The sequence below is a fragment of the Veronia pacifica genome, from assembly GCF_001707825.1.
Classification (GTDB): Bacteria; Pseudomonadota; Gammaproteobacteria; order Enterobacterales; family Vibrionaceae; genus Veronia; species Veronia pacifica.
Window position 1 is genome coordinate 92,265 of the sequence record NZ_LYBM01000009.1, and the last position, 13,147, is coordinate 105,411.

Annotated in this window: 15 protein-coding genes; 9 read left to right on the plus strand and 6 right to left on the minus strand. The window is 47.4% G+C overall.

The window, feature by feature from the left end:
- Positions 1-19: 19 nt before the first annotated feature.
- From cmk to pyrF, 6 genes are all read left to right on the plus strand, one after another.
- Positions 20-703 carry a (d)CMP kinase gene (gene cmk, locus A8L45_RS07095; RefSeq protein ID WP_068900655.1) on the plus strand — a complete coding sequence of 228 codons (684 nt, stop codon included), beginning with the start codon at positions 20-22 and terminating at the stop codon, positions 701-703.
- A gap of 97 nt (positions 704-800) precedes the next feature.
- The gene (gene rpsA, locus A8L45_RS07100) at positions 801-2,471 is read left to right on the plus strand and encodes a 30S ribosomal protein S1 (protein ID WP_068900657.1); all 1,671 of its coding nucleotides are present in this window, start codon (positions 801-803) and stop codon (positions 2,469-2,471) included.
- 74 nt (positions 2,472-2,545) lie between these two features.
- Positions 2,546-2,830 carry an integration host factor subunit beta gene (ihfB, locus tag A8L45_RS07105; protein ID WP_068900660.1) on the plus strand — a complete coding sequence of 95 codons (285 nt, stop codon included), beginning with the start codon at positions 2,546-2,548 and terminating at the stop codon, positions 2,828-2,830.
- A 170-nt stretch (positions 2,831-3,000) separates the two neighbouring features.
- Positions 3,001-3,288, plus strand: a complete 288-nt coding sequence (locus tag A8L45_RS07110; RefSeq protein WP_068900662.1) for a LapA family protein — start codon at positions 3,001-3,003, stop codon at positions 3,286-3,288.
- A 3-nt stretch (positions 3,289-3,291) separates the two neighbouring features.
- Entirely contained in the window at positions 3,292-4,461 is a 1,170-nt protein-coding gene (gene lapB / locus A8L45_RS07115; RefSeq protein WP_068900664.1) for a lipopolysaccharide assembly protein LapB, read from the plus strand.
- A gap of 1 nt (position 4,462) precedes the next feature.
- A complete protein-coding gene (pyrF, locus tag A8L45_RS07120) occupies positions 4,463-5,158 on the plus strand; it encodes an orotidine-5'-phosphate decarboxylase (protein ID WP_068900666.1) in 696 nt (231 codons plus the stop codon).
- Between the two features lie 49 nt (positions 5,159-5,207).
- Here pyrF and A8L45_RS07125 read toward each other — a convergent pair whose 3' ends face one another.
- The 6 genes from A8L45_RS07125 to pspF all read right to left on the minus strand — a co-directional run bounded on the left by A8L45_RS07125 (position 5,208) and on the right by pspF (position 11,602).
- Positions 5,208-6,011 (minus strand): peptide ABC transporter ATP-binding protein, encoded by an 804-nt coding sequence (locus A8L45_RS07125; RefSeq protein WP_068900668.1) that lies wholly within the window; start codon positions 6,009-6,011, stop codon positions 5,208-5,210.
- Complete coding sequence (locus tag A8L45_RS07130; RefSeq protein WP_068900671.1) at positions 5,995-7,005, minus strand: peptide ABC transporter ATP-binding protein; 1,011 nt, start codon at positions 7,003-7,005, stop codon at positions 5,995-5,997. The genes A8L45_RS07125 and A8L45_RS07130 overlap by 17 nt, the downstream gene beginning before the upstream one ends.
- Complete coding sequence (gene sapC, locus A8L45_RS07135; protein ID WP_068900673.1) at positions 7,005-7,892, minus strand: putrescine export ABC transporter permease SapC; 888 nt, start codon at positions 7,890-7,892, stop codon at positions 7,005-7,007. Before sapC ends, A8L45_RS07130 begins: the two co-directional genes overlap by 1 nt.
- A complete protein-coding gene (locus tag A8L45_RS07140) occupies positions 7,879-8,841 on the minus strand; it encodes an ABC transporter permease (protein ID WP_068900676.1) in 963 nt (320 codons plus the stop codon). Before A8L45_RS07140 ends, sapC begins: the two co-directional genes overlap by 14 nt.
- 3 nt (positions 8,842-8,844) lie before the next feature.
- Entirely contained in the window at positions 8,845-10,467 is a 1,623-nt protein-coding gene (sapA, locus tag A8L45_RS07145) for an ABC transporter substrate-binding protein SapA (protein ID WP_068900709.1), read from the minus strand.
- Between the two features lie 130 nt (positions 10,468-10,597).
- On the minus strand, positions 10,598-11,602 hold the full coding sequence (gene pspF, locus A8L45_RS07150; RefSeq protein WP_068900678.1) for a phage shock protein operon transcriptional activator: 1,005 nt from the start codon (positions 11,600-11,602) through the stop codon (positions 10,598-10,600).
- A gap of 196 nt (positions 11,603-11,798) precedes the next feature.
- Here pspF and pspA point away from each other — a divergent pair, with 196 nt between their 5' ends.
- From pspA to pspC, 3 genes are read left to right on the plus strand one after another with little or no spacing between them, the layout of a single operon-like run.
- The gene (gene pspA, locus A8L45_RS07155; RefSeq protein WP_068900680.1) at positions 11,799-12,464 is read left to right on the plus strand and encodes a phage shock protein PspA; all 666 of its coding nucleotides are present in this window, start codon (positions 11,799-11,801) and stop codon (positions 12,462-12,464) included.
- 37 nt (positions 12,465-12,501) lie between these two features.
- Complete coding sequence (gene pspB, locus A8L45_RS07160) at positions 12,502-12,732, plus strand: envelope stress response membrane protein PspB (RefSeq protein ID WP_068900682.1); 231 nt, start codon at positions 12,502-12,504, stop codon at positions 12,730-12,732.
- Positions 12,729-13,115 (plus strand): envelope stress response membrane protein PspC, encoded by a 387-nt coding sequence (gene pspC, locus A8L45_RS07165; RefSeq protein ID WP_068900684.1) that lies wholly within the window; start codon positions 12,729-12,731, stop codon positions 13,113-13,115. Before pspB ends, pspC begins: the two co-directional genes overlap by 4 nt.
- The last annotated feature ends 32 nt before the right edge of the window (positions 13,116-13,147 follow it).

Sequence of the window (13,147 nt, forward strand, 5' to 3'; positions counted from 1 at the left end):
ACTGATTGTGGAGAAAGATATGTCAACCCAAGCGCCAATCATTACTGTTGATGGCCCGAGTGGTGCCGGTAAGGGCACCTTATGCATGTTACTTGCAAAAGCACTGGGCTGGCATCTTCTGGATTCGGGTGCAATCTATCGTGTACTTGCGCTCGCTGCCATCCATCATGGCGTAGATACTGAGTCTGAGGATGCTTTGGTTCCGTTGGCCTCTCACCTTGATGTCACCTTCAAGGCTGAAGGCGATCTGGTAAAAGTAATCTTGGAAGGCGAGGATGTGTCAAAAACACTTCGCACCGAAGAAGTGGGCAATGCGGCTTCTAAAGTGGCAGCCTTACCTCGTGTTCGTGAGGCCCTGCTTCGTCGTCAGAGAGCGTTTTCTGACCAGCCCGGTTTGGTTGCCGATGGCCGTGATATGGGTACAGTTGTTTTCCCCAAAGCAGAGGCAAAGATTTTCCTCGATGCGAGTGCTGAGGAACGCGCCAAACGACGCCAGAACCAGTTGCAACAAAAGGGGTTAGATGTTAACTTTGACCGCCTTTTGAGCGAAATTCAAGAGCGCGACGATCGTGACCGTAACAGAGCGGTGGCACCGTTGCGTCCTGCCGATGACGCATTAGTCCTAGATTCGACGTCTCTTAACATCGAACAAGTGCTAGAACAATCATTGGCCTATATTAAAGAAAGAATTTCTGTCGCGTAGCGACAAAAAATCGTTGGCTGCAAGGATGATGGCCGACATTACTATCAACCCCACGCGGTAGGATGCCCGTGGACGTTTAAAATTGAAGATCAAATTAATGACTGAATCTTTTGCTCTACTCTTTGAAGAGTCACTGAAAGAAATCGAAACTCGCCCAGGTGCGATCGTTAAAGGTACTGTTGTTGCAATCGAGAACGGTTTCGTTCTGGTTGACGCTGGCCTGAAGTCTGAGTCTGCTATCCCTGCAGAACAATTCAAGAACGCTGCTGGCGAACTTGAAATTGAAGTGGGTGCTGAAGTAGACGTAGCACTTGACGCGATCGAAGATGGCTTCGGTGAGACTCAACTTTCACGTGAGAAAGCTAAGCGTCACGAAGCTTGGATCCAACTGGAGAAAGCCTACGAAGATGCTGAAACCGTTATGGGTATCATCAACGGTAAAGTTAAGGGTGGTTTCACTGTTGAACTTAACGGCATCCGTGCGTTCCTGCCAGGCTCACTGGTTGACGTTCGCCCAGTACGTGACACTGCTCACCTGGAAGGTAAAGAGCTGGAGTTCAAAGTAATCAAGCTTGATCAGAAGCGTAACAACGTAGTTGTTTCTCGTCGTGCTGTTATCGAATCAGAAAACAGTGTTGAGCGTGATGAGCTGCTGGCTTCTCTGCAAGAAGGTATGGAAGTTAAAGGTATCGTTAAGAACCTGACCGACTACGGTGCATTCGTAGATCTGGGCGGTGTTGACGGCCTGCTTCACATCACTGACATGGCTTGGAAACGCGTTAAGCACCCATCAGAAATCGTTAATGTTGGTGACGAAATCAACGTTAAAGTTCTGAAGTTCGATCGTGAGCGTACTCGTGTATCTCTGGGTCTGAAGCAACTGGGTGAAGATCCATGGGTAGCAATTGCTAACCGTTACCCAGAAGGTCACAAGCTGACTGGTCGTGTAACTAACCTGACTGATTACGGCTGCTTCGTTGAAATCGAAGAAGGCGTTGAAGGTCTGGTACACGTTTCTGAAATGGACTGGACTAACAAGAACATTCACCCATCTAAAGTTGTTAACGTGGGTGACGAAGTTGAAGTTATGGTTCTGGACATCGACGAAGAGCGTCGTCGTATCAGCCTTGGTCTGAAGCAATGTAAAGCCAACCCATGGCAGTCATTCGCTGAAATCCAGAACAAAGGCGATCGCGTAACTGGTAAGATCAAGTCTATCACTGACTTCGGTATCTTCATCGGTCTGGAAGGCGGCATCGACGGTCTGGTTCACCTGTCTGACATCTCTTGGAACGTAACTGGTGAAGAAGCAGTTCGCGAATTCAAGAAAGGCGACGAGATCTCTGCAGTAGTTCTTCAGGTTGACGCTGAGCGTGAGCGGATCTCACTTGGCATCAAGCAAATGGAAGAAGACCCATTCAACAACTACCTTGCTGATAACAAGAAAGGCACAGTTGTTAAGGGTAAAGTAACTGCTGTTGACGCGAAAGGCGCAACTGTTGAGCTGATCGAAGGCGTTGAGGGTTACCTGCGCGCTTCTGAAGCTTCACGTGACCGTGTTGAAGATGCGACTCTGGTTCTGGCTGTTGGTGACGAAGTTGAAGCTAAGTTCACTGGCGTTGACCGTAAGAACCGCGTGATCAACCTGTCTGTTCGTGCGAAAGACGAAGCTGAAGAGCAAGAAGCAATGGCTAGCCTGAACAAAGCGGACGACGCTGCGTTCGGTAACGCTATGGCAGATGCGTTCAAAGCTGCGAAAAGCGAATAATTAATGTAGGAAGGGGGGAAAATTTCCCTCTTCCCATTTATACTGTTGAGAAACATACTAAAAGCGGGGTAATCATGACGAAGTCTGAGTTAATCGAAAGACTGTGCAGTCAACAGACCCATCTTTCTGCCAAACAGGTGGAAGATGCCATCAAGGAAATCCTTGAGTACATGGCGACGACGCTCGAGGAAGGCGACAGAATCGAGATTCGTGGCTTCGGTAGTTTCTCTTTGCATTATCGCGCTCCGCGAGTCGGACGAAATCCTAAAACGGGAGATAAGGTAGAGCTCGACGGCAAGTACGTCCCTCACTTTAAACCCGGTAAGGAACTTCGTGATCGCGTAAACATCCATAGTTGATGTTACTCGTACAAAAAAACGGCATGCTATACGTATGCCGTTTTTTTTATGCCTTTCAGCATGGTCTGATGAGTTAAATTACTGCATAATCACTGCTGTAATCCTTAGTACTTTCCAATACCACAATCAAAACAGACATAAGTGCTAGTGAATGATTAAGAGGGAGAATCATGAAGATTATTGGGATTGTTGTGCTTATTTTCAGTTTTCTGGTTGCTTTAGCCTTAGGCGCTCAAAATCAGGAGATTGTTTCTTTCAATTACCTCCTTGCAAAGGGAGAGTTCAGGCTTTCAGTTCTGCTCGGTGCCATTTTTGGAATCGGCTTTATATTAGGCTGGATATCATGCGGTATGCTTTACCTTAAAGCTCGCCTGTCAGCCAGTTCACTGCAAAAGAAAGTAAATCGTCAGCAAAAAGAGTTGGATAAACTTCGCGTGGATCCAGTCAAGGAACACTAATTCATGCTAGAGCTGTTGTTTCTATTGTTACCGCTAGCGGCTGGATATGGCTGGTACATGGGCAATAGGAATGCTCGACATCAACGTCAGGACAAATCGCACCATCTTTCCAGACAGTATGTAGCAGGTCTTAACCTGCTCCTGTCCGATCAGTCTGATAAGGCAGTAGATTTGTTTATTGACCTGTTACAGGTTGATAATGACACTATCGATACTCACTTGGCGTTAGGAAACCTTTTCCGCTCGCGGGGTGAGGTCGATCGCGCTATCCGCATTCACCAAAATCTCATCGCAAGACCTAATCTCACACTGGATCAGCGTAATCTGTCCCTTCAACAATTGGCAAAAGATTATATGACTGCCGGTTTTATTGACCGAGCAGAAAAAATCTTCGAGCAATTAACCGACGAGCCCGATTACAAAAGCTTCGCGCTTGAGCAGTTACTGTCTATCTATCAGCAAACGAGAGAGTGGGATAAGGCGATTGTTGTAGCGAATAAATTGCTCAAGGCAGGAAAATCCAGCCTTAAGAATGATATCGCCCACTTTCATTGTGAGTTGTCGATGCAGTCAGTGGCGGAAGATGACTTACGAACTGCTCGCCAGCAGCTGAGAAAAGCCCTGTCTATAGATAAAAACTGCGTACGTGCGTCCTTGATGATCGCCAAAATGGATATCCAGCAAGACGACATTAAGTCAGCAGTTAAAGTGTTAGAGACGGTACTGGAACAGGACACCGATTTTGTCAGTGAAGCACTGCCACTGCTTGTGGAATGCTATAGCAAGCTGAACAAAGAAATGGCTATGGTCCGCTTTTTAAAAGAGTGTCTGGATCGAAAAGCTGGTGTCAGTGCTGAGCTTATGATGTCTGACGTAATTCAGAAAAATGAAAATACCGCCATGGCACAGGCTTTTTTAACCCGACAGCTTACCCGTAACCCGACCATGAAAGGCTTTTATAAGCTGATGGAGCTTCATGCAGAGGAAGCTGAGGAAGGCCGAGCCAAAACCAGTTTGACGGCTTTAAAAGACTTGGTGGCGGAACAACTAAAAATTAAACCGCATTATCGTTGCCGTAAATGCGGTTTTTCCACTCATTCTTTATATTGGCATTGTCCATCATGTAAAGGGTGGGGTTCTATAAAACCGATCAGAGGGCTAGATGGAGAATAAGATGCAGGACCCAAAAGTAATCGTCGCATTAGATTACCCAAGTGTTGACCAAGCGCTGGCGTTTGTCGATAAGATTGAACCTGGCACGTGTCACCTGAAAGTGGGTAAAGAGATGTTCACCCTGTTTGGCCCTGATTATGTTCGTCAGTTACACAAGCGCGGACACTCTGTCTTTCTGGATTTGAAATTTCACGATATCCCCAACACGTGTGCTCGCGCAGTCGCTGCAGCCGCTGAACTAGGTGTTTGGATGGTGAACGTCCATGCCAGCGGCGGTGAACGTATGATGGTCGCTGCCCGTGAGGCGCTTGAAGCTTACGGCAGTGATAAACCATTGCTGATTGGTGTGACGGTACTGACCAGCATGGAGCAGAGTGATCTTGCAGGCGTTGGCATAAACCGTGCGCCGCAGGACCATGTATTGTCATTGGCATCGCTGACCCGTAACAGTGGTCTAGACGGTGTGGTATGTTCTGCCCATGAGTCCAGCATGTTGAAAGCTGAACTCGGTCAGGCATTCAAATTGGTGACACCTGGTATACGACCAGCGGGTTCCGCTGCTGGTGATCAACGTAGAATCATGACGCCAGAACAAGCAGTAACGGCGGGATCCGATTATTTGGTCATTGGTCGCCCTATAACTCACGCTGAAAATCCAGCTGAAGTGTTATCAAACATCAATGCATCTCTAGCATAAGCGATGAAGCGAAATTGACATGCAAAAGGCTGCCTGTGGGCAGCTTTTTTTATGCCGTGTAGCGAGCTTTTCTGTCCAATGTGGGCGCAGAGAAATGGCTGTCGAGTAATCTTTGTGTAAGTGGGTGTTGCGGCGTAGAGAAAATCTGATTGGCGCGTCCTGTTTCAACAATACTGCCTGACTGCATAACCATTACATGGTCAGCAATATGTTTTACCACTCCCATGTGTTGTGACACATAAATGTATGAAAGTGCCATCTTCTCCTGAAGCTCCAGCAACAGGTTTATGATCTGTGAACGGACAGACATATCTAGACCATTGAGCGCTTCATCAGCCACAATGACACTGGGTTGAAGAATGAGAGCGCGTGCCAGTGACACCCGTTGTTTTTGACCTGTTGCCAACATTTGCGGATAAAAATAGGCGTGTTCAGGCAATAATCCCACTTCTCTCAGTGTACTGTTGATTCGCCTTTCTCTCTCGCTTGCTGTCATATTGGTATTGCGCGCAAGAGGGCTGTTTAGTATCTGACCAACCTGAAGCCTTGGATTGAGCGATGTATTGGGATCCTGAAAAATCATTCGTATCAGCTTACAGCGTGTTCTGAAATCGTCCTGCTTTAATCGCTCGCCATTAACTCTGATAGCACCTGCTGTGGGTTCGACAACGCCAGCAAGCATTTTAGCCAGTGTTGATTTACCTGAACCGTTTTCGCCAATGATCGCCAGTGTTTCCCCTGCCTCTAATGAAAAAGATACTGGCTTGACGGCCTCTATCTTCCGTTTGGTAAAAAATCCCGTTCTGTAATGGTAATCCTTGCACAGGCTATCAACCTCAAGCAGTGCGGTCATGTTTGATGTTCTCCATATTGAGCGGGAAATGACAGGCAAACTTATGGTTTTTAATTTTCTTTGATCCCGGTACCTCAACACATTTACGCTGCGCATAAGGACACCTTGGGCCAAGTCGACACCCTATAGGCAAGTGCTGGAGCGGAGGTGTCGTACCGGGTAAAGTTTCAAGCCGAGATTTGTGGGGGATATCCTTACTAAAATCTGGCATAGCACGCAGTAAAGCATCGGTATAAGGATGATGTGGTGTAGTCAGGATCTGCTTTCTACTGCCAGACTCGACAGACTGACCACAGTACATCACAGTGATTCGGTCAGCCCACTGAGTGACTGTCGTTAAATCGTGGCTAATAAGTAAGATTGTGGTGTTTGACAGCTGATTGGTACGGCTTAAAAGACGAAATATCTGAGCCTGCGTTATTGGGTCAAGATCGTTGGTGGGTTCATCTGCAATCAATAGGCGCGGACGGTTAGCAATAGCCATCGCTATCATAACCTTCTGGCATTCGCCGTCCGTCAGCTCGTACGGATAGCTATTCATGATGCGTTTGTGGTCTTTTATACCAACTTTGTGCAGCAGGGCCTTTGAGTGCTTTTTTCGCCACGCAAGACGTTGCCACCAACTTCCAGAAAAGGACTCGGATGGAATAGCCTCTTCAAGTTGATAACCAACATGCTCTGATGGATCAAGACAGCTTGATGGCTCCTGAAAAACCATAGCGATTTCTTTGCCTATGATATGTCGACGCTCACGGGGCGGGGTGGACAATAGGTCGATATTGCCCAGTCTGAGACGGTCTGCTGTTACCCGCCAGCCATCTTTTGTTACGCCGCAGATGGCTTTTGCCACCAAGCTCTTTCCTGAGCCTGACTCGCCAACCAGACCACGAATTTCTCCCTCCTTAATCGTAAGGCTCATTCTGTCTACAGCCTTAACGAGACCTTGGGGGGTATCGATCTCAATGGTCAGGTTTCGGATATCTAAAAGTGGCATTACTCTGTCCCCACAGTGATTGCACGGGTTAGCCCATCGCCAACCAAATTCACAACCAGAACGCTAAACATGATACATATTCCCGGCAAATGGACCGTCCAGGACGCAGTATAAATCAAATCTATCGAGTCTCTGAGCATAGCTCCCCATTCGGGAGACGGTGCCTGTGCGCCCAGTTCCAAAAAGCCCATGGCTGCGATGTCCAAAATAGCCACCGAAAGAGCACGGGTAAATTCAGTTGTTAATACTACTAATATGTTGGGTAAGATTGAGCTTTTCAAGAGGTAGAAACCGGAACCGCCATCGAGTTGGGCGGCAAGGATATATTCCTTTTTCACTTCCTCATGAACTGCTGTGTATACCGCGCGAATAAAGCGAGGGATCAACGCCAGCCATACTGCAATCAGAATATTCAGTTCCCCCGGCCCGAGAAAGGCCACGACAATGATGGCGAGAAGCAGGGAAGGGATTGAAAGTATGGTATCCAGTAAATGATTGAGAAAACTGGACTTAAGGCCAGATGTCATGCCCGCAACTATCCCCAAGGCGACACCGATTAAACCTGAGGCCAGTGTGACCAAAATGGCATAGCCAAAGGTAAGCTGGGAGCCTGCAACCAGTCTTGAGAGAATATCCCGGGTTAAGTCATCAGTACCAAGGAAGTAGTCAACCTTTCCTTCCAAATCCCAAGACGGTGGCAATAACAGTTCACCCGTCTGATATTGCGGATCATAAGGTGTCAACCAAGGAGCAAATACGGTGATCACAATCAACAGGCATAGACACCAAAACCCAAACATTGCCAGCGTGTTTTCCCTGAACTCTGCCCACGAACGCTGCAGCTGAGTCGGAAAAGACTGTTCCAGATAGACGCTATTTGAGGGCATACCACTCTTTCCTTACCAGTGGATTGACAACAGCGCTGGCCAGATCAGAAAAGATATTAGCCAAAAGCACAATAGATCCGACGGTCAGAACGCCAGCCTGAACAGCGACATAGTCCTGTTGATTAAGTGCGGCCAGCAGCCAGCTGCCTATGCCGGGCCAGTCAAAAATATACTCGGTAATGATTGCAAAGGTCATCATGGTCGATATTTGCATACCAAATTTTGGAATAATGGGAGGTAAAGCATTTTTAAGTACATGCCGCATGACAATTTCATATTTCGACAAGCCCTTGGTCGCTGCAACCTTGATGTAGTTTTGGCTCATCACATCACTGACTGAGTCTCGTAGGAGTTTTATCACTTCCGTTGTCGGTGCAACCGCCAGCACAATGGTTGGCATCACCAAGTGCCGCAATATGTCTCTCAGCGCTTCGTCTTTTTGAGGGTGGTCAGAAAAAATAATATCGACGAGAGCGAAACCTGACACATCAGGGATCTCGAACAGAAGGTTATAACGGCCTGAAACGGGCAACCAGTTTGCCAGTAATGAAAACAGGGTGATCATCAGGATAGCCATCCAGAAGATAGGCATGGAGAAAGTGAGCAATGTTGCCGAAGAAATCACTACGTCGGTATAACTTCCCCGGCGCAATCCTGCGAGAGTACCGAGCGGAATACCGATAATAAGTGCAAACACAAAGGCGAGCAGGCAAAGCTCCAGTGTTGCTGGAATGACCTGCCCAATTGCCTGCGTGACCGGCTCTCCATTTTTACTGGTGCCTAAATCACCTTCAACAAGATGACGGAGATACTGTATCCAGCCCGTCCAGTAATCATTACTTAACCAAGTCAGACTGACGTCAATCCTGAGAATGTTGTAGCTGATAAAGCTGAGAATAAGCAATGTGATGATAAACAGGTTGAGTCGCCTGATTGAGTAAATCAGCATATATCAGCGGTCTCCACGGGACACATTTGCAAATGAATTATCGCCGTATGGCGTGAGAGAGAATCCCTTGAGATTTGCCTGACGAGCCTGAAAGTGAACACCATGTGCCAGTGCAATAACAGGTACTCTGTCTCTCAGAATCTGCTGGGCATCATGGTATAGACTTTTCCGGTCGGCGAGACGATCTGTTGAAATCGCTGCATCCAGCTTTTGGTCAAAATAACGGTTACACCAGTTAGACATGTTCCAGCCAGTAAATTTGGCATTGCACGACAGTAAAGGCCGCAGGAAGTTGTCTGGGTCGCCGTTATCGGCAATCCAACCTGTTAGCACCATGTCGTGACCATTTGGATCTTCCCTGAGTTTCTGACGATTGATTTCATCCTGAGTGACAATATTTACCCTGATACCAATCTCTTTGAGATCCGCCTGAATGAGCTCAGCTGTTTTACGCGGACTTGGATTATAAGGTTTAGCAAGCGTGGGTACCAACAGATTTAAATCAAATCCGTAGCGGTAGCCTGCTTTCGCCATTAAGGCCAGCGCTAACTGCGGGTCATAAATCGTCGATTCCTCGCTGTCATAGGCCCATGACATAGGTGGAAGCATGCCTGTCGCCATTGTCCCGGTGCCGTAATAGACTGATTTCATCAGTGCCTTACGGTTAATGGCATAATTAATGGCCTGCCTAACTTCGAGTTCCGAGAGTGCAGGGTGGCGGGTATTCAAGGCGAGGAATGCGACATTCATACCTGTCTGGGAGGACAACACGAAATTCTTGTCTTCTCTGATGACCTCAAGCTGACTGGCAACCGGAGAAGACAATACGTCGCACTCCCGGGTAATGAGCTTGGCTAAGGTACCCGTACCCCGGGATGAGATATCAAAAACAATTTGTTCCATCGGCGCTGCACCGTCCCAATAGTCCCAGTGACGCTTGAATCTAATAAGCTCATTCGGTTTGTATTGGTCGAGGTAAAATGCGCCTGTACCGACTGGGTAATGATCAATATCCTCAGATTTTCCCGTTGCGATTAATGAGTTTGCATATTCTGCAGATAATATCACCGCATAGTTGGTTGAAAGCGTGTTAAGGAATGACACGTCTGGTCTGGTCAGGTTAAAGGCAACAGTATACTCATCAATCGCCTCAACACTTTTTACCAGTCCTGAAAAGTCCAGGCTGTTGAACCAAGGATATTGCCCTCCCGATACATCATGAAATTTGTTGTTTGGGTCGATAAGGCGTTGGAAACTGAAAGCCACATCTTCAGCGTTTAAGGTACGCGAGGGAGTAAACCAAGCGGTATGATGAAATCTGACATTGTGTCTGAGTTGGAAAACATAGCGTTTACCATCACTGCTCACCTCCCAGTGACGCGCCAGCATTGCGACAGGTTTATGGCTATTGGGGTCAAGTTGTAAAAGCCTGTCATAGAGTTGACTGGAGAGTACCTCAGTCGTGAGGCCGCCATCAGTAAGCTGCGGATTAAAAGTATTTGGTTGTCCCTGTCCGCAGTAAACAAAGCCACGGTTGTTAATCAGAGTGCGATCTTCAGGGTCCTCGCAGGCACCAAGTGTCAGCAGACAGAAGCTCACCATAAAAAAGCGAATGATCACGTGCATATTAAAGACAAATTTTGCCATTACAATAAGCTGGTTAATTTACCACTGAACCCGTTATCCGACCAAGCGAAGACGACGAATATACCAATTAAACCAAGGTGAAAGCGTTGCAGTGGTCGCTATTTACCCACTATTCGGCTTTTTCATCACCAGCCAGACTATGCTTCTTCAATAGCCCTCTTATCTGATGGTAGCTCAGACCCAAGAGATCTGCGGCTTTGCGCTGGTTGAATTTTGCCTCATCCAATGCCTTTGTAACGATATCCCTCTCCAGTTGATGCTGCCAATCACGAAGATCAACGGGCAAAGAGGGGATGGTGCCAGTCTCAGAGACTTCATCCCCTTTAGGAATGTCGTCATGCCAAGGAGCAGTGAAAGGGTCGAGGTAGATATCATCAATCGGTGCCTGTTCGCCGTCTTTCCTATACACCGCCCGTTCGATAACGTTTTTGAGTTCTCGAATATTTCCCGGCCAGTGGTAGTCCTGAATGGTCTCCTTTGCATAGGTGGTGAAGCCAGCAAAGTAGCCGTAGCCGAGTTCGCGACACATTCTCACCGCAAAATTTTCTGCCAGCAGCATGATATCTTCCTGCCGTTCCCGCAATGGTGGTAAATGAATGACATCAAATGCCAGCCTATCCAACAGGTCGGCGCGAAATTTACCTTTTTCAACCATATCGGGTAGGTTTTCATTGGTAGCACAAACCAGCCTTACGTCAGCAGAAAGAGGCTTACCGCCACCGACACGCTCATACTCTCCATACTCAATCACTCGCAGTAATTTTTCTTGCACGCCAAGCGGCGCTGTGCCCAGCTCGTCAAGGAAAAGGGTTCCTCCCTCGGCCCTTTCAAAGCGACCACTGTGTTTCCCTTTTGCACCACTGAATGAGCCCGCTTCATGTCCAAACAGCTCTGAATCAATCAGACCCTCACTGAGTGCGGCACAATTAAGTGACACCAGAGGGGCATCCCATCGGCGCGAAAGATAGTGAACACGCTGAGCGATCAACTCTTTACCCGTTCCGCGTTCTCCCATAACAAGAACGGGCCTGTTAAGTGGAGCGACCCGGGACACATGGTCGAGAACTGAGAGAAAGTAATCTGATTCACCAATCAGAGCATCTGTTTTTTCCATGGTTAAAATTACCAACAGTTAGTTTATTTCATCATACCTGTTTTGATGAAAAATGTGTGGATCCGCTTAACACATTGAAAAATAACGATATAAAAACTTGGCACGGCTCTTGATATATACCAAGCAAGTAACATTTCCACTTGGAAATATACTTTACGCACTCAAAGACTTAAATGATTTGAAGAAGGAGCTGGATATGGGGATTTTTTCTCGTTTTGCCGACATTGTAAACGCAAATGTCAACGCCTTGCTGGACAAAGCCGAAGACCCACAAAAAATGGTGCGTCTTATCATACAGGAAATGGAAGATACACTGGTTGAGGTAAGAACCTCTTCAGCCCGAGCACTGGCAGACAAAAAAGAACTGGCCAGAAAAATTGAAAGCGTTGAACGTCAGGCTGTCGATTGGCAGGAAAAAGCGAGTCTTGCGCTGCAAAAAGAGCGTGAGGATCTGGCAAGAGCCGCATTGATTGAAAAACAGAAGGTGCACGATATTTTGTTGGCACTGAAAGAAGAATACAATCTGGTAGAGGAAACCATCAGCAAGCTGTCTAACGAGATTGCTGAACTGGAGACCAAGTTGACGGAAACCCGCGCCCGTCAACAGGCACTTGTCATTCGCAGGGAAACGGCAGGTAACCGCCGTGATGTTCGTCGCCAACTCGATACGCGTAAAACGGACGAGGCAATGGCCAAGTTCGAGCAATATGAACGCCGTATTGATGAGCTAGAAGCAGAAGCAGATAGCTACGGCTTGGGTCAGGGCAAAAACCTCGAGAGCGAGTTCGCCGATTTGCAGGCGCAGGATGACATTGAGAAAGAGCTGGAAAAGTTGAAATCAGAACTTAAGGATAAAGACTAAGCTGGCTCATCACCCTGGACATATTTAAGGAGAAGATATGACATCGTTCTTTCTCATGATACCCCTGGCTGCTTTTGTGGTATTCGTATTACCGATTTGGCTGGTACTGCATTACAAGAGCAAGCGTCAGGTGGGACAGGGGTTAAGTACTGATGAGTTTGATACTCTTCACTCACTGACGAAGAAAGCAGAAGCCCTGCAAACCAGAGTTCACTCACTGGAACGCATACTGGATGTAGAGGCACCGGAATGGAGGGAACGCCGATGAGCCGCACTCTTTACCGCGACACGCAAAACGGTAAATGGGGAGGGGTCTGTGCTGGTATCGCCAATTACTTCGGGATGGAAGTCTGGTTGGTGCGGGTACTGACTGTGTCAGCTTTTCTTCTTGGATTCGGTGCGCTGATTTTCGTTCTGTATATTGCGATGATGCTGATTTTGGACCCAATGCCAGCCGAACAGCGTCAACAAGCGGAACAGCACCGTGATCATCACATCAAGCAAAAGGCATGGCAGTCTGGTAAGGCTCCCAGAAATTTGCTTAGTGACATTGAGCGCGAGCTTAATGACATCGAGCAAGCCGTTGAAAAGATGGAAGCCTGCGTGACCTCGAAGGAGTTCGAGTTAAAGCGTCAGTTCAGCAAGCTGTAATTATGAATTGAAAAAAGCCTCCATTACCTCGT